The sequence below is a fragment of the Streptomonospora arabica genome (assembly GCF_039531585.1).
GTDB lineage: Bacteria > Actinomycetota > Actinomycetes > Streptosporangiales > Streptosporangiaceae > Streptomonospora > Streptomonospora halophila.
Genome location: NZ_BAAAQI010000006.1, coordinates 219,087 through 237,206, shown reverse-complemented (window position 1 = coordinate 237,206; position 18,120 = coordinate 219,087). Strand labels below are relative to the sequence as shown.

Annotated in this window: 17 protein-coding genes; 10 read left to right on the top strand and 7 right to left on the bottom strand. The window is 73.8% G+C overall.

Annotated features, from left to right (window positions below; translation table 11 throughout):
- Positions 1-79 precede the first annotated feature (79 nt).
- Positions 80-1,063: an adenosine deaminase gene (gene add / locus ABD284_RS13015; protein WP_344143157.1), complete on the bottom strand. Its 984-nt coding sequence runs from the start codon at positions 1,061-1,063 to the stop codon at positions 80-82.
- Positions 1,064-1,470: 407 nt separating this feature from the next.
- Here add and ABD284_RS13010 point away from each other — a divergent pair, with 407 nt between their 5' ends.
- Complete coding sequence (locus ABD284_RS13010) at positions 1,471-2,325, top strand: glycosyltransferase family 2 protein (protein WP_344143156.1); 855 nt, start codon at positions 1,471-1,473, stop codon at positions 2,323-2,325.
- Between the two features lie 138 nt (positions 2,326-2,463).
- The gene (locus tag ABD284_RS13005; RefSeq protein ID WP_344143155.1) at positions 2,464-3,066 is read left to right on the top strand and encodes a hypothetical protein; all 603 of its coding nucleotides are present in this window, start codon (positions 2,464-2,466) and stop codon (positions 3,064-3,066) included.
- A 434-nt stretch (positions 3,067-3,500) separates the two neighbouring features.
- Here ABD284_RS13005 and ABD284_RS13000 read toward each other — a convergent pair whose 3' ends face one another.
- The 3 genes from ABD284_RS13000 to ABD284_RS12990 all read right to left on the bottom strand — a co-directional run bounded on the left by ABD284_RS13000 (position 3,501) and on the right by ABD284_RS12990 (position 6,211).
- Positions 3,501-3,923: a PIN-like domain-containing protein gene (locus ABD284_RS13000; RefSeq protein ID WP_344143154.1), complete on the bottom strand. Its 423-nt coding sequence runs from the start codon at positions 3,921-3,923 to the stop codon at positions 3,501-3,503.
- A 6-nt stretch (positions 3,924-3,929) separates the two neighbouring features.
- Positions 3,930-4,658: a DUF433 domain-containing protein gene (locus tag ABD284_RS12995; RefSeq protein ID WP_344143153.1), complete on the bottom strand. Its 729-nt coding sequence runs from the start codon at positions 4,656-4,658 to the stop codon at positions 3,930-3,932.
- Positions 4,659-5,122: 464 nt separating this feature from the next.
- A complete protein-coding gene (locus tag ABD284_RS12990; protein WP_344143152.1) occupies positions 5,123-6,211 on the bottom strand; it encodes an NAD(P)/FAD-dependent oxidoreductase in 1,089 nt (362 codons plus the stop codon).
- A gap of 81 nt (positions 6,212-6,292) precedes the next feature.
- On the opposite strand from ABD284_RS12990, the gene ABD284_RS12985 reads away from it, so the two are divergent.
- The 6 genes from ABD284_RS12985 to ABD284_RS12960 all read left to right on the top strand — a co-directional run bounded on the left by ABD284_RS12985 (position 6,293) and on the right by ABD284_RS12960 (position 14,878).
- On the top strand, positions 6,293-6,934 hold the full coding sequence (locus tag ABD284_RS12985; protein WP_344143151.1) for a helix-turn-helix domain-containing protein: 642 nt from the start codon (positions 6,293-6,295) through the stop codon (positions 6,932-6,934).
- Between the two features lie 105 nt (positions 6,935-7,039).
- On the top strand, positions 7,040-7,219 hold the full coding sequence (locus tag ABD284_RS12980) for a hypothetical protein (protein ID WP_344143149.1): 180 nt from the start codon (positions 7,040-7,042) through the stop codon (positions 7,217-7,219).
- Between the two features lie 144 nt (positions 7,220-7,363).
- On the top strand, positions 7,364-7,741 hold the full coding sequence (locus tag ABD284_RS12975; protein ID WP_344143148.1) for a VOC family protein: 378 nt from the start codon (positions 7,364-7,366) through the stop codon (positions 7,739-7,741).
- A gap of 76 nt (positions 7,742-7,817) precedes the next feature.
- Complete coding sequence (locus tag ABD284_RS12970) at positions 7,818-8,435, top strand: class I SAM-dependent methyltransferase (RefSeq protein WP_344143146.1); 618 nt, start codon at positions 7,818-7,820, stop codon at positions 8,433-8,435.
- Between the two features lie 118 nt (positions 8,436-8,553).
- Complete coding sequence (locus tag ABD284_RS12965; protein ID WP_344143144.1) at positions 8,554-9,186, top strand: hypothetical protein; 633 nt, start codon at positions 8,554-8,556, stop codon at positions 9,184-9,186.
- Between the two features lie 235 nt (positions 9,187-9,421).
- A complete protein-coding gene (locus ABD284_RS12960; protein WP_344143142.1) occupies positions 9,422-14,878 on the top strand; it encodes an ATP-binding protein in 5,457 nt (1,818 codons plus the stop codon).
- 201 nt (positions 14,879-15,079) lie between these two features.
- On the opposite strand, the gene ABD284_RS12955 is transcribed toward ABD284_RS12960, so the two are convergent.
- Positions 15,080-15,547 (bottom strand): DUF6653 family protein, encoded by a 468-nt coding sequence (locus ABD284_RS12955; RefSeq protein ID WP_344143141.1) that lies wholly within the window; start codon positions 15,545-15,547, stop codon positions 15,080-15,082.
- Between the two features lie 163 nt (positions 15,548-15,710).
- Between ABD284_RS12955 and ABD284_RS12950 the strand changes: the two genes are divergently transcribed.
- Positions 15,711-16,454 carry a class I SAM-dependent DNA methyltransferase gene (locus ABD284_RS12950; RefSeq protein ID WP_344143140.1) on the top strand — a complete coding sequence of 248 codons (744 nt, stop codon included), beginning with the start codon at positions 15,711-15,713 and terminating at the stop codon, positions 16,452-16,454.
- A gap of 60 nt (positions 16,455-16,514) precedes the next feature.
- Here the strand turns inward: ABD284_RS12950 and ABD284_RS12945 are convergent, their stop codons facing one another.
- Both ABD284_RS12945 and ABD284_RS25785 read right to left on the bottom strand, forming a co-directional pair.
- Positions 16,515-16,751, bottom strand: coding sequence for a winged helix-turn-helix transcriptional regulator (locus ABD284_RS12945; protein ID WP_425573287.1), 237 nt, complete (start codon positions 16,749-16,751; stop codon positions 16,515-16,517).
- A gap of 69 nt (positions 16,752-16,820) precedes the next feature.
- Positions 16,821-17,102 carry a hypothetical protein gene (locus ABD284_RS25785; RefSeq protein ID WP_386699697.1) on the bottom strand — a complete coding sequence of 94 codons (282 nt, stop codon included), beginning with the start codon at positions 17,100-17,102 and terminating at the stop codon, positions 16,821-16,823.
- On the opposite strand from ABD284_RS25785, the gene ABD284_RS12935 reads away from it, so the two are divergent.
- Positions 17,087-18,040, top strand: a complete 954-nt coding sequence (locus ABD284_RS12935; protein ID WP_344143139.1) for an ethyl tert-butyl ether degradation protein EthD — start codon at positions 17,087-17,089, stop codon at positions 18,038-18,040. The two genes, ABD284_RS25785 and ABD284_RS12935, sit on opposite strands and share 16 nt — an antisense overlap.
- The last annotated feature ends 80 nt before the right edge of the window (positions 18,041-18,120 follow it).

Below are 18,120 nucleotides of genomic sequence, written 5' to 3'. Positions count from 1 at the left end.
TCCGTGGGGGCGGCGACGCCCGCCCGCGAAGCGCACACGATCGGCCGCGGCCCGAAACGCCGAGCCCGCCGCCCGCGCCCTACGCCGGCGGGGCGGCCAGCCAGGTGCCGATACCCGCCTCGATGCCGCGCTTGACCTGCGCGGGAGCGAAGGAGGCGGCGACCGCGGCGCGCGCGAACGCGGCCATCTCCGCGTCACTGCAGCCGAAGGCCTCCCGCACGCGCTCGTACTCGCGCGTGAGCGAGGTGCGGGCGACGTCGGGCACATCGGTGTTGAGCGTCACCGCCAGGCCCGCCTCGCGCAGCCGCGGCAGCGGGTGCTCCGCCAGGCTGGGGGCGAACCCGAGCGCGACGTTGGAGGAGCAGCACACCTCCAGGGCGGCCCCCTGCGCCCGCACGCGCTCGACCACCGCGGCGTCGCCGAGCGCGCCGAGGCCGTGGCCGATGCGCTGGGCGCCGGTGTCCAGAGCCTCGGCCACCGACGCGGCGCCCCCGGCCTCGCCCGCGTGGTGGACGATACCGACCCCGGCGCGGGCGGCCTCGTCCAGCACCTCGGCGAAGGGCGCCAGCGGGTAGGACTCCTCGCCGGCCATCCCGATCGCGGCCACGTGCTCGGGATGCTCCAGCGCGAGGGCGAGCGTGCGGCGGGCCCTCTGCACCGGGCGCCGCCGGGAGTGGTCCAGGATGAGCCGGGTGTGCAGGCCGTGGGCCGCGCCGCCCTGCGCGAGGCCCGAGAGCACCGCCTCCAGCGGCATGCGCGCGTCGCCCAGCCGCTCCCCGTGGGCGGCGGCGCTGAAGGTGACCTCGGCGTAGCGGGTGCCGTCGGCCGCCTCGTCGGCGGCGAACTCGCGGGCGATGCGGGCGAAGTCTGCGGGGCCGCGCAGGCAGGAGCGCACCCGGGCGCCCCGGTCGGCGAAGGCGCGGAACCCGGCGAAGCGCTCCGGTGCCGCCTCGGGCGGTTCGATCCCGTTGGCCGCGGCGATCTCGCGCAGGGTGGCGGGGCGGATCGTGCTCTCCAGGTGAACGTGCAGGTGGGTCTTTGGCAGGCGGGCGAGGTCGCGCATGCGCCGGAGCCTAGGCGGCGGCGGGCGGTTCGCGAACCGGTTTTTCACCCCGGCGCGCCCGCTGCGCGCCTCGCGCCGGGGCGGCCGCGACCGCTGCGGCGGGCAGCGCCGAAGCCCGGCGTGCCGCGACTTCCCGTTGCACGCGTGATCGCGCTACAGTGCCTGCGCCCGGCCTCGTGCGCCCCGCGCGGCGCGGAGCGACTCCGCTGTCCGCCCGAGGGCGCCGCGGCGCGTGCCATGCTTGCCTCGCAGCGTACAAGCCCCGGCCGGGCGGGATTTCACCTGGCCGACACCGCCGGTTGGACCGGAGCCGATACACCGGGCTGGCAGCGTTCGCATCCGCGCCCGGTCGCCGCCGGCCGGCCCGGGCGCGCCCCGCTCGTTCCCGACTACGACAAGGCACTCCCGTGAGGATTTCGGTGATCGTCCCGGCCTACAACGAGGAAGCGGTGCTCGGCCGCTGTCTGGAGGCGCTGGCGCGCCAGAGCAGGCCCGCCGAGGAGATCATCGTCGTCGACAACAACTCCGTCGACCGCACCGCCGAGGTGGCCGAGGCGTTCGGCGCGTACGGGGTGCGGGTGGTGCGCGAGGTCCGCCAGGGTGCGGTGCACGCCCGCAACCGGGGCTTCGACGAGGCCGGCGGCGACGTGCTGGGGCGCATCGACGCCGACACCATGGTCGGCCCGGAGTGGGTGGCCCAGCTGGCCGAGGCCTTCGCCGCCGACCCGCGCACCGGTGTGCGCCCCGACGCCGTCACCGGGCCGTCCTGGTTCTACGACATCCCGCTGCGCCGCGCGGGGCTGGCGGCCCACCGCTTCTTCTGCCACCGCCTGAACCGGCTGCTGTCGGGCCACGCGATGCTGTGGGGCTCCAACATGGCGCTGAGCCGCGGGTGCTGGAGCGCGGTGCGCGGCCACACCTGCGCCGAACCGGGGATGTGGGAGGACCTTGACCTGGCGGTGCACCTGAACCGGCTCGGGCTGCGCGTGCGCTACGTGGACCGGTTGCGCGTACCGGTTTCGGCGCGGCGCATCGGCGCCTCGGTGCGCGACCTGTACTCCTACCTGCGGGCCTGGCCCCACACCTACCGGCTGCACGGCCAGCGCCGCGCGGCCTGGGGAGCGGCGGTGTTTTTGCTGGTGGGGCTGGTGCTGCTGCGGCCGTGCTCACTGCTGGTGCGGGCGCACACGCCCTACGACGGCACGCTGTCGCTGAGCCGGCTGTTCCGCCGCTCCTCGACCGTGAGCCGGCCCCTGCCCTGACGCCGGCCGCGGCGCCGTGGCGGGCCCCTGGCTGCGGCCGGGGCGCGGGCGGCGGCCCCACTCGCGGGGGACCGATGCCCCCGGATCTCCCCCGGGCGGGGGTGCCGCGCCGGCGGCCCGGCGGGGTCGAATCGACCCATGGCATCCTCGATCTCCCCTTCAGCGTCCGGACCCTTCGCGAGCGCGCCCGCCCGGCCCGGCAGGGCCGTCACGGCGACGGCGGTGCTGACGATCCTGGCCTGCGTGGGCTTCGCGCTGGTCAACGTCGTATTCGAGCTCACCGACCGCTTCTCCGGCGGCGCCTACGCCGACTACGCCGACGGACTGGCGGTGATGAACTGGCTGGTGGTGGGCCTGAAGATCGTGGGCGCGGGGGTGGCGCTGCTGTCGGTGGCGCCCGAGCGCCGCTGGGCGCCGGCGCCCCTCGTGGCCGTGCTGGGCTGGGCCGGGTTCGCGACCCTGGGCGTCTACGGGCTGGGCTCGGTGGTCCAGGCGCTGGGCCTGGCCACGGGCATGACCGGCGACCCCGGCCGGATCGGCGCGGGCGCCGTCGCCTATGTGCTGTTCTTCCTGCTGTTCGCCGCCGGCTTCGGGACTCTGGCGGTGTCCCACACCCGCCGCCACCGCATACGGGCGCGCGTGGCCGTAGTGGGCTTTCTGGGCGCGCCGCTGCTGCTGGGCGGGGTGTTCGTGGGCATACCGGCGCTGCTGGCCGCCCTGGGGGTCATGCCCCCGCTGTGAGCCCCACCCGCGCGGCCCGCGCGTACGGGATGATAGACCGCGCTATCCGTCATGACGTCGGCCTGCTCGTCTATGAGAGGCCACGGGCGCAGCGGCACCTCACGCGTCGGCGACCTCCCAAGCGCGCAGGCCGTCATAGGAGGAACCGAGATAGAACCGTACGCGCTGGTGCCGGGAGTTTCGGTTGTGGCCCATCGGCGCTGCGGGTCACTCGGGTCGTAGTTCGCTCGTGCTGGGATGTAGAAGACGTCCATGTCCTCGAAGCTCAGGCGGCCGTCCTGAGGTCCTGAGCAGTCGGTGACACGGCGAACGATATTTCCTGTGGCCACTGCCCGAGGCGGCTTTGATGCACGAGACGGCGGATGCCATTGTCCTGTCCCACCCATTCGATGCCTGTTCGTGCGAGCAGTCGGCTTCGTTCGGGTAACAGATCCTTACCGAAAGTGCAGCTTGCGGCGGCGAAGGGCTTGATCGCTGATCGCGACGACATAGGGGCCGTCGGCGCAGTGGGCCATGCGGCAGACCTCGGCCGCGCGGTCCAGGAACAATTGCGCCATCGGAGGACCCTGCATATGTCGGTTGGCCAGTCCGAAGACGCGGGCGCTGTTCATGTAGACGCAGTGGGCTTCCAGCGGATTCGACGCGATTCGGAGGTCCTTGCACAGCAGGACGTCACCCTTGAGGGTTGCCTCTTCGATCCACTGGACGTCTTCCACACACTGCGAAAAGCCCTTGCCGTAGCGCTCGTCCATGGTCTCCAGCTGCCAGCCGGCGTCGCGCAGGATGCCGGAGACGATACGGGAGCCGAGCCCCCGGTCGAGGAAGAACGTCAGGCCGTCGGGGGAGGAGGGGTTCATTCGCTCTCATGCGGCGTGCGGGAGAACAGCCGTGATCTCCGTCTTGGTGAGCTCGTAGTCGTAGGCGAGGTCGTCAGCGCTCTCCCCGGCACGCCAGCGGTCGGTGATGTCAGCGACCCGGATACCGCGCCGCGCGACGGTGGGGGCACCGCCGTTGATGCGGGGATCGACGGTGACATCGGCTCGCTCGTATCGGGGGAGGCGGATGAGCTTGGCCCAACCGTCTTCGTAGGTGACCTGGGTGAGGTAGCCCTTGATGACCTCGCGGAAGACGCCTTGGTTATTCCGGAGAACCACCAGGCCACCGACGATCTTCTGGTCGTAGGGGTCGTCGGACTGCTGTCCGTAGTTCCAAAGGACTTCCGCGCCATCGGTGTAGAGGCGCTCGCTGGCCAACGCCTGCGGAAGACCGAACCGCCTCTCCAGCTCCTCGACGGCCGACCGGATGCGCTGCATCGACACACCCGCGGCGCGGAATGCCGAGATGACGTAGGACTCAGCGACCCCGACGAAGGGAACGCTCGGCTTCCGGCCACTCACGGTCGGGTCGGTGGTGATCAAGGAAGCCGACACCGTCCGTCGGCCGCTGGGGCGCTTGATCGTGTATCCGTTGGCCCAGTTGCGGAACGTGTTCGTCCGTACTCCCACGAGCTGTGCGGCCTCGCTGCGCCGGTATATCGGGGTGGTATAGCGAGGATCGTCGAGTGGCCGTGCAGGCGCCGTCGCTCCGGTCACTGCCTTCCCTCCCTGGTAAGAAGTACCAAGTATGGCACCGCTCGTTCCGGGCGCGCAGTCGAACGGCCCGGTTGGACCCGAACGTGTTGGACTCGCGGCGAGCCACGGAGGGCGGCTTGTGTGATGCGACGGTGATCTAACGCGCCCTCCTCCCGCAGGCCGCCTCAGTCCCGTACGGACGCGGCCACAGTGTCGCGCACACCCGCGCCCAGCATCGGCCTTCGGGCGGGACACGCTCGTCGGCGCGGACCCTGCGGCGTTCGCCGTGGTCGCAGCCGGCGTCCGGCGACTGGCGCCGACGGGGGCGAGCCCTCCCTCCGGAGGCGGCGACGCGACCGGGCGGGGGCCGACCCGTCCAGCCCCCGCCCGGTCACCTCCTCAGCGTCCGTGCTCGCGACCGTGCCCATCTCAGACGGGGCGGTCGAGGTCCCCGATCACCGTCCCCTCGCTGTCCGCGATCGCTCTCACACGCTTTCGCGGTCTCCGGGCTCCTCCGGGGCGGAGGGCCCCGACGGCTCCGAGGAGCCCGCCCGCCCGTGGCGGTCCCCGCCCGAGGCCGGGCCGCTCAGCAGCGCCTGGGCCTCGGCCGAGAACGGGTCGCGGTGGGCGGCCAGCGCCGCGCGGGTGTCCTCGGCGATCAGGTCGGCGTTGATGCGGGCTCCCGCCGCCGCGCCCGCGGCAGCGGCCGCGCCGACCTGGGCGGCCAGGTCGGTGGTGTTGCCCGCCACCCAGACGCCCTCGACCTCGGTGCGGCCCTCGGCGTCGGCGGGGATGTGGTCGCCGACACCCATGGCGTGCTCGACCGGGTGCAGGCCCAGCCCCGCGAGGAACCCGGCGCGCGCCCGCATGCGCGGTGCGACGGCGACCGCCTCGCGGGCCACCAGGGTGCCGTCGGCCAGCCGCAGGCCCGCGATGTGGTCGCCGGCGACCTCGACGGCCGTGACCTCGCCCTCGACCACGCGGATGCCGCGGGCCGCCAGCTCCTCGGCCTGGTCGCCCGTGGGCGCGGGCCGGCCGTTGGTCAGCAGCACCACGCTGGCGCTCAGTTGGCGGAACAGGTGCGCCTGGTGCACGGCCATGGGCACGGGGCCGGTCGCCAGGACGCCTATGGCGCGGTCGCGCACCTCCCAGCCGTGGCAGTAGGGGCAGTGCACCACGTCGCGGCCCCACCGCTCGGCCAGTCCCGGGATGTCGGGAAGCTCGTCGACGAGCCCCGCGGCCACCAGGATCCGGCGCGCCCGCACCGCGCGGCCGTCGGCCAGGCCCACGGTGAAGGCGTCGCCGTCCCGCCAGGCGCCGATGACCTCTCCCTCGGCCACGTGCCCGCCGTAGCGGCGCACTTCGGCGCGTCCGCGCTCCAGCAGTTCGCCGGGCGCCATCCCGTCGCGGGCCAGCAGCCCGTGCACACCCGCGGCCGGTGCGTTGCGGGGCGCGCCCGCGTCGACCACGGCCACCGACCGGCGCGACCGCGCCAGCATCAGCGCCCCGTTCAGGCCCGCCGCGCCGCCGCCGACGACCACCACGTCGTATCCGTCCTGCAGTTGCTCTTCCATGCGGATCACCTCCTGCGACGAGCATGCGTCCGCACCCGACCGCACGGCAAACCTCTTTGCAGATATGGCAAAATCGGGGGTATGAGCGACGCCTTCGACCAGACGATGGACGCGGTCGGCCCCCGCCTGCGCGCGCTGCGGCGGCAGCGCGAGACCACGCTGGCCGAGCTGTCGGCGGCCACCGGCATCTCGGTGAGCACCCTGTCGCGGCTGGAGTCGGGGGCCCGGCGGCCCACCCTGGAACTGCTGCTGCCGTTGGCCCAGGCGCACGGCGTCACGCTCGACGAGCTCGTCGACGCCCCGCCCACCGGCGACCCGCGCATCCACATGCGGCCCCTGACCCGCGGCGGCATGACGATGCTCCCGCTGACACGCCGCTCCGGGGGCATCCAGGCCTACAAGCTGATCCTCCCGGGCGGCGACGGGCGCCGCACGCCCGACCCGCAGACCCACGAGGGCTATGAGTGGCTGTACGTGCTCAACGGGCGGCTGCGGCTCGTGCTGGGCGAGCACGACCTGGTGCTGTCGCCCGGCGAGGCCGCCGAGTTCGACACGCGGGTGCCGCACTGGTTCGGCGCCGCCGACACCGGGCCGGTCGAGATCCTCAGCCTTTTCGGCCGCCAGGGAGAGCGCGCCCACCTGCGCGCCCGTCCCCGCGCCAAGAAGGACGACGGGGACGGCGAGGAGGGCTCCGGCGGCGACCTCGCCGCTCGGAGGTCCTGAGTGCCTTCCCCGCCCGCGCGTGCGCGCGTGCCGCCGCCGCGATCCGCCGCGACGCGCCTCCCTCGGCGCGGAAGCTCGACTCCGGCGTCCTGGAGGTCCCGGGCGGTGCCCACCACGGCGTCGTCTCCACCGCCGCCCCGGGAACCGAAGCCGCCCACCGAAGCCGCCGAGGAGCTCCACCTGCTCGGCGCGCTCGCCGCGACCGGCACGCAGGAGACGGCGGAGGTGAGCGGCGCGGCCGACGCCGGCGTCGGCTGTGCGAGCGCACCCACGGGCAGGCGCTGACGGAGCAGGCCGAGGCGGCAGGGGGAGCGGTCCGCGGCCGGCGGGCGGGGTGCGGCGGCGACTCCTTCAGGCAGGCGAGCGCGATCCGGCATTCCGCCGCGGCGTCCCTCGCCACCGCCGCCCGGCGAGTGCCAGACTCAAGGCGTGGCGAACAAGCTCTTTCCGATGCTGTCCTGCGGCGACCTCGAGCGGTCGCTGGCGTTCTACCGCGAACTGCTCGGCGGCGTGGAGACCTACCGGTTCCCCGAGGAGGGCCCGCCCCAGTTCGTGGCCCTGGCACTCGGCGAGTCCGAGATCGGGCTCGGCCCGGTCTCCGCGCAGCCCTGGCACGGACGTGCGCAGCGTCCCGCGACCGGGCACCGGATCGAACTGTGCGTCTACGTCGACGACGTCGACGAGGCGTTCGCCCGTGCGCGCGCCGACGGGTTCGAGGCGGTCGCCGAACCGGCCGAGACCCCGTGGGGCGAGCGCATCGCCTGGATCGGCGACCCGGACGGCAACCTGGTGATGCTGACCCGTTAGCACCGGCGCGGCGGATGTGTCGGCGGGCGCCCGATACCGTCGGAGCGGGACTCTCCGGCAGGAAGGCGGCGCGGTGGTGGACGAACGCGGGAACCGGTGGAGCGAGCTCACCGGAGGCGAGGCGGGGGAGCGCTATGCCGCGCGGTTCGCGGCGTTGGCCGAGTCGGGGACCGACGTGCACGGCGAGGCGCACTTCTGCGCCGGGCTGCTGGCGCCGGGCTCGCGCGTGCTGGACGCCGGCTGCGGCACCGGCCGGGTCGCCATCCGCCTCGCCGAACTGGGGCACTCCTGCACGGGCGTGGACGCCGACGCCTCCATGCTGGCCCAGGCGCGCCGCCGCGCGCCGGAGATGGCCTGGTGCGAAGCCGACCTGGTGGAGGTGGCCGACCTGGGGCTGGAGCCCGGGTTCGACATGGCGGTGGCGGCGGGCAACGTCGTCCCGCTGCTGGCGCCCGGAACCGAGCCCGCGGTGGTGTCGGCGCTGGCGTCGCTCCTGCGGCCCGGCGGGCTGCTCGTCGCCGGTTTCGGCCTCGACGCCGACCACCTGCCCCTAGCCGAGGCCACGGTGACGCTCGCCCACTACGACACCTGGTGCGTCGGCGCCGGACTCGAACCGCTCAGCCGGCACGCCACCTGGGACGGCGACGCCTACACCGGCGGCGGCTACGCCGTCAGCGTCCACCGCCGCCCCTAACCCGCCCCGGGCGCCGCCCTCCGATCCCGGCCCGCAGGCGCGCGCGGTCGAAACCGCAAGGCCCGGCGCACCGCGCGCTTTCGGGAGCGGTCCACCGAAGAATGGAGAGTCCCTCGCGATGAAGTCCCTCCGGCGGCTGTTCGCCCGGCCGGGCCCCTCCGAACCGGCGGTGCCCGCGGCCGTACCGCACCAGTGCCAGAACTGCGGATCGCCGCGGTTGTTCAGGGAGAAGGCGTCGTTCACCGCGGTTCACAGCGTCAGCGCGAGCCGCAGCATCTCGCGGCCGTTCGAACCGACGCAGATCCACTGCAGGAAATGCGACTTCCTGGTGTGCGACGACCTGTACGGCGACGGAGCGGCCGCCTACGCCCAGCTGGCCGCCCAGGCCGGAGCCCGCCGGCCGCGAATCGCCGCACAGGTGGCCGAGGCCGTGCGGGCGGCCGAGCGGCTGCCGGCCCTGTCGGACGCACAGCGGCGGCGCGGCTACGACCGCATCCGGCAGGCCTGGGGCTGCGCCGGCATGCGCACCGTGCCCGCAGACGGCCTCCGCGACACCCTCACCCGGATCGCCCGCGGCTACTTCGCCGAGGGCAGCCACCAGGTCAGCGTGCAGACCGTGGAGCGCACGGCCGTGGACTTCTCCTTCATCACCGCGACCGGCTGGCGCCCCGTCCGGCTGGTCCGGACCGCCGACGGCGACTTCGCCGTCTACGGCCAGATCCAGCTCTACCGCATCCTCGACGCCGCCTGACCCCCGCCGCGGCGGGCAGGGCGGGCGGGCCGACGACTGTGAACTCCCGCACTCTTCGCCGACCCGAAGGCGGAGGGTTTTGCACGATTCCCACAACACCGGCCGGGATGCCTCCGTTGGCTGCGACATGGCACTACCGGCCGGTAGAAGGCAGGGTTGAGAGTTGCGGCCGCCATCCCCCCGCTCCACGCGTCGTCGTTTCGTCCATCTGTCGTTCTAGGGAAGGGCTCTTTCGGTGTTCAGTCGTGTCGCCATCGTCAACCGCGGTGAGGCCGCCATGCGGCTCATCCACGCCGTCCGGGACCTGGCCGCCGAGACGGGGGCCCGGATCGAGACCGTGGCGCTGCACACCGACGTCGACCGCACCGCGGCCTTCGTCCGCGAAGCCGACCTGACCTACGAGATCGGCCCCGCAGCGGCGCGCCCCTACCTCGACCAGGCCGTGCTGGAGCGCGCGCTGGTCGAGACCGGCGCCGACGCCGCATGGGTGGGCTGGGGCTTCGTCGCCGAGGACCCGGCCTTCGCCGAGCTGTGCGAGAAGGTCGGCGTCACCTTCGTCGGGCCCAGCGCCGAGGCGATGCGCAAGCTCGGCGACAAGATCGGCGCGAAGCTCATCGCCGAGGAGGTCGGCGTCCCGGTCGCCCCGTGGAGCCGCGGCGCGGTTGAAAGCGTCGAGGACGCCCTCGCCGCCGCCTCCCGCATCGGCTACCCGCTGATGCTCAAGGCGGCCGCCGGCGGCGGCGGGCGCGGCATCCGCGTGGTCACCGACGAGACCGAGCTGGCCGACGCCTACGAGCGCACCAGCCAGGAGGCCGCGCGCGCCTTCGGCAGCGGTGTCGTGTTCCTGGAGCGCCTGGTCACCGGCGCCCGCCACGTCGAGGTCCAGGTGATCGCCGACGGCCAGGGCAGCGCCTGGGCCCTGGGCGTGCGCGACTGCTCGGTGCAGCGCCGCAACCAGAAGGTCATCGAGGAGTCCGCCTCGCCCGTGCTCAGCGCCGACCAGGCGGGCGAGCTCAAGGCCTCGGCCGAGCGCCTGGCCGTGGCCGTGGGCTACCGCGGCGCGGCCACCGTGGAGTTCCTCTACCACCCCGGCGACGGCATGTTCGCGTTCCTGGAGGTCAACACCCGCCTGCAGGTCGAGCACCCCATCACCGAGTCCACCACCGGCTTCGACCTGGTCAAGGCCCAGCTGCACGTCGCCTCGGGCAACACGCTCGACGGCGAGCCCCCCGCCGAGCGCGGCCACGCCATCGAGGCCCGGCTCAACGCCGAGGACCCCGACCGCGACTTCGCGCCCTGCCCGGGCCGCATCGCCCGCCTGGACCTGCCCGCCGGACCCGGGATCCGCGTGGACACCGGCGTCAGCGAGGGCGACACCATCCCCACCGACTTCGACTCGATGATCGCCAAGGTCATCGCCTACGGCCGCGACCGCGACGAGGCACTGGGCCGGCTGCGCCGGGCCATGACCGAGACCGTCGTGGTCATCGAGGGCGGCGCCACCAACAAGAGCTTCGTCCTGGACCTGCTCGACCGCCCCGAGGTGATCGACGCCACCGCCGACACCGGCTGGATCGACCGCGTCCGCAGCGAGGGCGGGCTCGTCTCGCACCGCCACTCCGGCGTCGCGCTGGCCGCCGCCGCCGTCGAGGCCTACGAGGAGGAGGAGCGCGTCGAACGCCAGCGCCTTCTCTCCACCGCCTTCGGCGGGCGCCCCCAGGTGCGCCACGAGAGCGGCCGCCCGCTCGACCTCAAACTCCGCGGTGCCGGCTACCGGGTGCGCGTGGCGCGGGTGGGCGCCCACCGGTTCCGCGTCGGCATCGAGAGCGGCGGCGACGCGCGCACCGCCGACGTCGAACTCGACCGCTTCGACAGCCACACCGGCCACATCGTCGTCAACGGCGCCCGCTACCGGCTGCTCACCGGCACCCACGGGCCCACCCACCTGGTCGAGGTCGACGGCGTCACCCACCGCGTGAGCCGCGACGAGGGCGGCGTCGTGCGCTCGCCCGCCCCCGCGCTGGTGGTCGCCACGCCGCTGGAGGCCGGCGCCGAGGTCGAGGCGGGCGCGCCCGTGCTCGTGCTGGAGAGCATGAAGATGGAGACGGTGCTGCGGGCGCCGTTCAAGGCGCGGCTGAAGGAGTGCGTCGTCTCCGTCGGCAGCCAGGTCGAGACCGGCGCGGCCCTGCTGCGGCTGGAGCCGCTCGGCGGCGAGGCCGAAAACCCCGCGGCCGCGGCCTCGGCCGAGCTGGACCTGCCCGAGGCCGCCGCCGACGTCCCCGCAGCACAGCGCCTCGTGCGCGGCCGCGAGGACCTGCGCGGCCTGCTGCTGGGCTTCGACGTCGACCCGCACGACGAGGCGCGGGTCCTCGACCACTACCTCGCCGCGCGCCGCGCGGCCGCCGCCGAGGGCCACCGCGTCCTGGGCGAGGAGCTGCGGCTGGTCGAGGTGTTCGCCGACCTGGCCGAGCTGAGCCGCAACCGCACCGCGGGCGAGGACGGCGGCGGCGACACCCGCGTGCACAGCCCCCGCGAGTACTTCCACACCTACCTGCAGAGCCTCGACGTCGAGCGGGCTGGGCTGCCCGAGTCGTTCCAGGCCAAGCTGGCCACGGCGCTGAGCCACTACGGTGTCGCCGACCTGGAGCGCACCCCGCACCTGGAAGCCGCGGTGTTCCGCATCTTCCTCGCCCAGCAGCGGGCCTCCGCCGACGCCGCGGCCGTCGCGGCGCTGCTGCGCACCTGGCTGCAGGAGCCGCCGCCCGACGAGGCGCTGCGCGAGCCCGCCGGGCTGGCCCTGGAACGGCTGGTCGCGGCCACCCAGGTCCGCTTCCCCGCCGTCGCCGACCTCGCGCGCGGCGTGGTCTTCGCCTGGTTCGGCCAGCCGCTGCTGCGCCGCAACCGCGCCCGCGTCTACGCCGGCGTCCGCAAGCACCTGCGCCACCTGGACGCCCACCCCGACGCCCCCGACCGCGACGAGCGCATCGCCGAGATGGTGCGCAGCACCGAGCCGCTGGTGCGGCTGCTCGGCCGGCGGCTGCTGCGCAACGACCGGGACAACACGGTCATGCTGGAGGTGCTGACCCGCCGCTACTACGGCAACAAGGGCCTGTCGAACGTGCGCACCAGCCGCACCGCGGACTGCACCTTCGTCGTCGCCCAGCGCGCCGAGTCCGCCGTCGCCTCCGCGGCCGTGTCCTTCGAGGAGCTGGGCGGCGCGCTGCGCGGGCTCGCCCGAACGGCCGAGGACGCCGGGTCCCTCGACGCCGACGTCTACCTCGCCTGGGAGAACCAGCCCGCCGACTCCGAGGCCATGGCCGCCGCCCTGGCCGAGGTCATCGCCGCCCACCCGCTGCCCGAGCAGGTGCGCAGGCTCACCGCCACGGTCGCCGGCCGCAGCGGCGCGGTGATGCACCACCACTTCACCTTCCGCCCCGCGGGCGGCGGCATGGCCGAGGACCGCCTCATCCGCGGCCTGCACCCCTACATCGCCCAGCGCATGCAGATGGAGCGGCTGAGCAACTTCGACCTCACCCGCCTGCCGTCCTCCGACGAGGAGGTCTACCTCTTCCAGTGCGTCGCGCGCGACACCCCCTCCGACGAACGCCTCGCCGCGTTCGCCCAGGTGCGCGACCTGACCGAGCTGCGTGAGCAGGACGGGCGCCTGGTCGCGCTGCCCACGGCCGAGGACGCCGTCGCCGCCTGCCTCGACTCGATCCGCCGCGCCCAGTCGCGCCGGCCCGCCAAGAAGCGCTTCAACACCAACCGGATCGTGGTCTACGTCTGGCCGACCAGCGAGATCACCCGCTCGGAGCTGCAGACCATCGCCGACCGCGTGCTGCCCACCACCGCCGGCGCCGGCCTGGAGGAGATCCTGGTCATCGCGCGCCAGCGCGACAGGGACACCGGCGAGCCGACCAAGATCAGCGTGCGCATCACCTTCGACGCCGCCGGCGGCACCGACCTGACCGTGGGGCCGCCGCCCACCGCGCCGATCGAGCCCCTCGACGACTACCGGCAGAAGGTGCTGCGCGCCGGCCGCCGCAACACCGTCTACCCCTACGAGCTGACCGGCCTGCTCGGCGACTTCACCGAGCACGACCTCGACGACGCCGGCGCGCTGGTGCCCGTCGACCGGCCCAAGGGGCGCAACACCGCCGCGATCGTCGCGGGCGTGGTCACCACACCCACGCGCCGACACCCCGACGGCGTGAAACGCGTGGTGCTGCTGGGCGACCCGACCAAGGCGCTGGGCGCGCTGTCGGAGCCGGAGTGCCGCCGCGTGATCGCCGCGCTGGACCTGGCCGAGCGCACGGGCGTGCCGCTGGAGTGGTACGCGCTCTCGGCCGGCGCCCGCATCTCCATGGAGTCGGGCACCGAGAACATGGACTGGGTGGCCGCGGCGCTCAAGCGCATCGTGGAGTTCACCCAGGACGGCGGCGAGATCAACATCGTGGTCGCCGGCATCAACGTCGGCGCGCAGCCGTACTGGAACGCCGAGGCGACGATGCTCATGCACACCAAGGGCATCCTGGTCATGACGCCGGACTCGGCGATGGTGCTCACCGGCAAGCAGTCGCTGGACTTCTCCGGCGGCGTCTCGGCCGAGGACAACTTCGGCATCGGCGGCTACGACCGGGTGATGGGCCCCAACGGCCAGGCCCAGTACTGGGCGCCCGACCTCACCGGTGCGCGCGACATCCTCATGCGCCACTACGACCACACCTACATCGCCCCCGGCGAGCAGGCGCCGCGGCGGGCCGCCACCACCGACCCCGCCGACCGCGACGTCTGCGACTTCCCGCACGCCGTGGAGGGCAGCGACTTCACCACGGTCGGCGAGATCTTCTCCGCCGAGGCCAACCCCGAGCGCAAGAAGCCCTTCGACATCCGCACCGTGATGCGCGCCGTCTCCGACCAGGACCACCCCGTGCTGGAGCGCTGGGCGAGCATGGCCGACGCCGAGACCGCGGCGGTGCAGGACGCGCACCTGGGCGGCATGCCGGTGTGCCTGCTGGGCATCGAGTCGCGGTCGGTGCAGCGGCGCGGGTTCCCGCCCACGGACGGCCCCGACACCTACACCGCGGGCACCCTGTTCCCGCGGTCGTCGAAGAAGGCGGCGCGGGCGATCAACGCGGCCAGCGGCAACCGGCCGCTGGTGGTACTGGCCAACCTGTCGGGCTTCGACGGCTCGCCCGAGTCGATGCGCAAGCTGCAGCTGGAGTACGGCGCCGAGATCGGCCGCGCCATCGTGAACTTCCGCGGGCCCATCGTGTTCTGCGTGATCTCGCGCTACCACGGCGGCGCTTTCGTGGTGTTCTCCAAGGCGCTGAACCCGGACATGACGGTGCTCGCGGTGGAAGGCTCCTTCGCCTCGGTGCTGGGCGGCGCACCGGCCGCCGCAGTGGTGTTCTCCGGCGAGGTCGACTCCCGCACCGCCGCCGACGCGCGGGTGACCGGCCTGGAGGCACGGGTGGCGGCCGCCGCCGGCGCCGACCGCGCGGCGCTGACCGCCGAGCTCGACGAGCTGCGCTCGGCGGTGCGCGCGGAGAAGCTCGGCGAGGTGGCCGCGGAGTTCGACCGCGTGCACAACATCCGCCGCGCGGTCGAGATGGGCTCGGTCGACGCGGTCATCGACGCCGCGGAGCTGCGCCCCCGCATCATCGAGGCCATCGAGTCGCGCCGGGGCTGAGACCGCGACGACCCGCGCTGCGGCGGGGCGTGCCGAGGAAGGCGCCCCGCCGCCGTTGGGCAACCGTCCGGCGCGGTGCGGCGTTGCCGCAGCGGCGCCGCGGCGCCGGGCTGCCCCGGGGCAGCGGTCCGGAACACGCCCGGCCGTTGAGGGCCGCCGCGCTCGGCGGCGGCCCGGACCGCGCGCTCCGGGCCGGACGGGTCAGTCCTCGTCCGTGTCGTCGTAAGCGTCGGTGTCGGCGGCGCGGCGGTCGTAGTAGCGGGCCATCTGCTCCCAGTAGACCATCGTCAGCCCCATCATCGCCGCCATGGCCGCAGCCGCGCCGACCGGGCGGCGGCGGTAGGCGGCGACCACGGCGAGCGTGCTCGCGACCGAGGTCGCGGCCTGCACCGCCACCGCGGCATCACGCGGGCGCTCGGTGATCCAGCGCTCTTCACCGAGCATCGCCCGCGTCGCCCACGCGCTGTCGTCGGCCGGCTCGGGAAACAGCACCGGGTTGAGCGCCATCCATCCCGCGACCAGCGCGGCGTGCTTCCAGCTGCGGGTCCAGACCGGTACCAGGATCAGCGGGGCGCTCGCCCACCGCGACCACGCGCTCCACGGGTTGCTGTGGCGGGCGAAGACGGCGCGGCGCAGGCGCGCGAGGGCGCCGGGGGAAAAGGCGGACATGCACACGTCCCTTCCTGTCGGATCCGACGGTTCTCCGCCGACCAGGGCGGTGCACCGCGCAGCACGCTACGCCCGCCGACCGGTGCGGGCAACAGCGCCGGGAACCCGGCCGGACCGGAAAAACCGGAGGCGGCCGGCGGGGGGAGCGGGCTAACCTCGTGCGATGCACGAACACGCGGACCACTTCGGCGAGGACGTCGCGGCGGCCTACGACGACCCTTCGGACGCGATGTTCCAGCCCCGCGCCGTCGAGGCCACGGCGGATGTGCTGCACCGGCTGGCCGCCGGGAAAGCGGCGCTGGAACTGGGAATCGGCACCGGGCGCATCGCCCTTCCGCTGGCACGGCGCGGCGTGGCGGTCCACGGCATCGACCTGTCGGAGGCGATGGTGGCGCGCCTGCGCGCCAAGCCGGGCTCCGAGGCCATCGGTGTGACCATCGGCGACTTCGCCACCGCCCGCGCGCCCGGGCGCTACTCGCTGGTCTACCTGGTCTTCAACACGATCATGAACCTCACCAGCCAGGACGCGCAGGTGGACTGCTTCGCCAACGCCGCCGAGCACCTCGAACCCGGCGGCCGCTTCGTGGTGGAGGCGGGCGTTCCGGGCCTGCGCCTGCTCCCGCCCGGCCAGAACGTCGTGCACTTCGCCACCCGGCCCGCGCGGTTGGCCTTCGACGTCTACGACACCGCCACCCAGTCCATGAGCTCCAACTACGTCGAGGTCTCCGACGACGGGCACGGGAGCTGCCGCTCGATCCCCTTCCGCTACGTCTGGCCCGCCGAACTGGACCTGATGGCGCGGATGGCCGGGCTGCGCCTGGCCGAGCGCTGGTCGGGATGGTCGCAGGAGCCCTTCACCCACGAGAGCACCGAGCACGTCTCGGTCTGGGAGAAGCCCGCCGCCTGAGACCCGCGCGGCGCCGTCGCACTGCCGCTTCGGCGGCCGCGGAACGGCAGCGCCGCCCGGCTACGCCTCGTCGTCGAAGCGCGCGCGTGCGCGCTCGACATCGGACATGGTGGCGGTGGTCCAGCGCAGCAGCGCGTCGATGAGCTCCTGGAGCGAGGTGCCGAGCGGCGTGATGCGGTACTCCACGGCGAGCGGGCGCGTGCTCGTGACGACACGCTCGACCATCCCGTTGCGCTCCAGGCGCCGCAGCGTCGCCGTGAGCGACTTCTGCGTCACGACGGGGATCGCCCGGCGCAGCTCGTGACGACACGTCGACCATCCCGTTGCGCTCCAGGCGCCGCAGCGTCGCCGTGAGCGACTTCTGCGTCACGACGGGGATCGCCCGGCGCAGCTCGTTGAGCGCGAGGGCTGCTCGCACAGCGAGTCGAGGACCTGAAGCGACCACTTGTCGAGCACCTGGTCGAGAAGTTCGCGGTGCGGCGCGCTGATCTGGGAGCGGTCGGCGCCGGGGCGCGGACCGCTCGCCTCCCGGGAGCACGGGAAGGCAGGTAGACGCCGGTGGCGCACGCGCGGCGGGCCGGGCGGCGTCTTGTCGATGTCGCCGGCGGACGTCGTGATGGCAGACTCGACCCGTGGATACCGGATCATCGTCCGAAGCGGTGGACACGGCCGCTCTTGAGAACGCCGCCGGGCCGGCCGTGACGTCCTTCTGCTGGTGGCGCGGCGATCTCCCGCAGGACGTGTGCGAGGACTACTGGCGCGACGTGCACGGGTTCATGTTCGCGCGCGTGGCCGGCCTGTGGCAGTACCGGCAGCTGCGCCTGGACGCCAACCGGCCCGACCTCTGGCCGGCGGTCCAGGGCCTGTCGTTCGACGGCCCCGGCGTGGCCCAGCCGCAGGGCATACCGCACGGGCTCTTCCTGTCCGAGGCCGACCTGGCCGCATTCGGCAACCATCCGCTCCCGAAGGAGGCCATCCCCAACGACGCGCGCAACTTCATCGGCCGCATCGGTGCGCTTCTGTCACCCGCCACCAGGGGCCGCACGCTCATCGACCGGATCAACGATCCCGCCATGCAGGGCCCTCCGCCGATGCCCGCCTTCGTGCTCTGCTTCGTTCCACGGACGCACGCCTCGCCCGAGGAGTTCCACCGCTACCTCATCGAGCACGTGGCGCACCCGTGGAGCGAACACCGCGACGTCCAGCGGTTGCGCGTCGAGCCGCTTCCCCCCTACGAGCAATCGGCGATGCGCTCGCCCGGCGTGGCGCACCGATGGCCGAGCGACGAGACCTATCTCGGCTGGATCGAACTGGCGGTGCGCAATGAGAACGTCCTCGGCGAACTCCTGGCCGGCTCGGGCGCCGACGGACTCGCCCGGCAGATCAAAGCTGTGCACACCTACCCGATCCGCGAGGTCTACACGATCATCTCCGCCGGACGGCCGACCGAGGTCGGCCTGCGGGGCTATCCGGCCGTGCAGACGATCGCCGCCGCCGGTGCGGGCAATCAGCACAGCCGGGAGGTGCTGGACCTCCTCTTCGGCGATGCCGCGCACGGCCTGGATCAGCTCAGGCGACACACCTGACCGGGGTACCGGTAGACCGCGGCACCGCTGTGCTCGTTCACGAGGCCGTCGCGAGCCGCGGGCGGCGGTGCTCGCGCGCG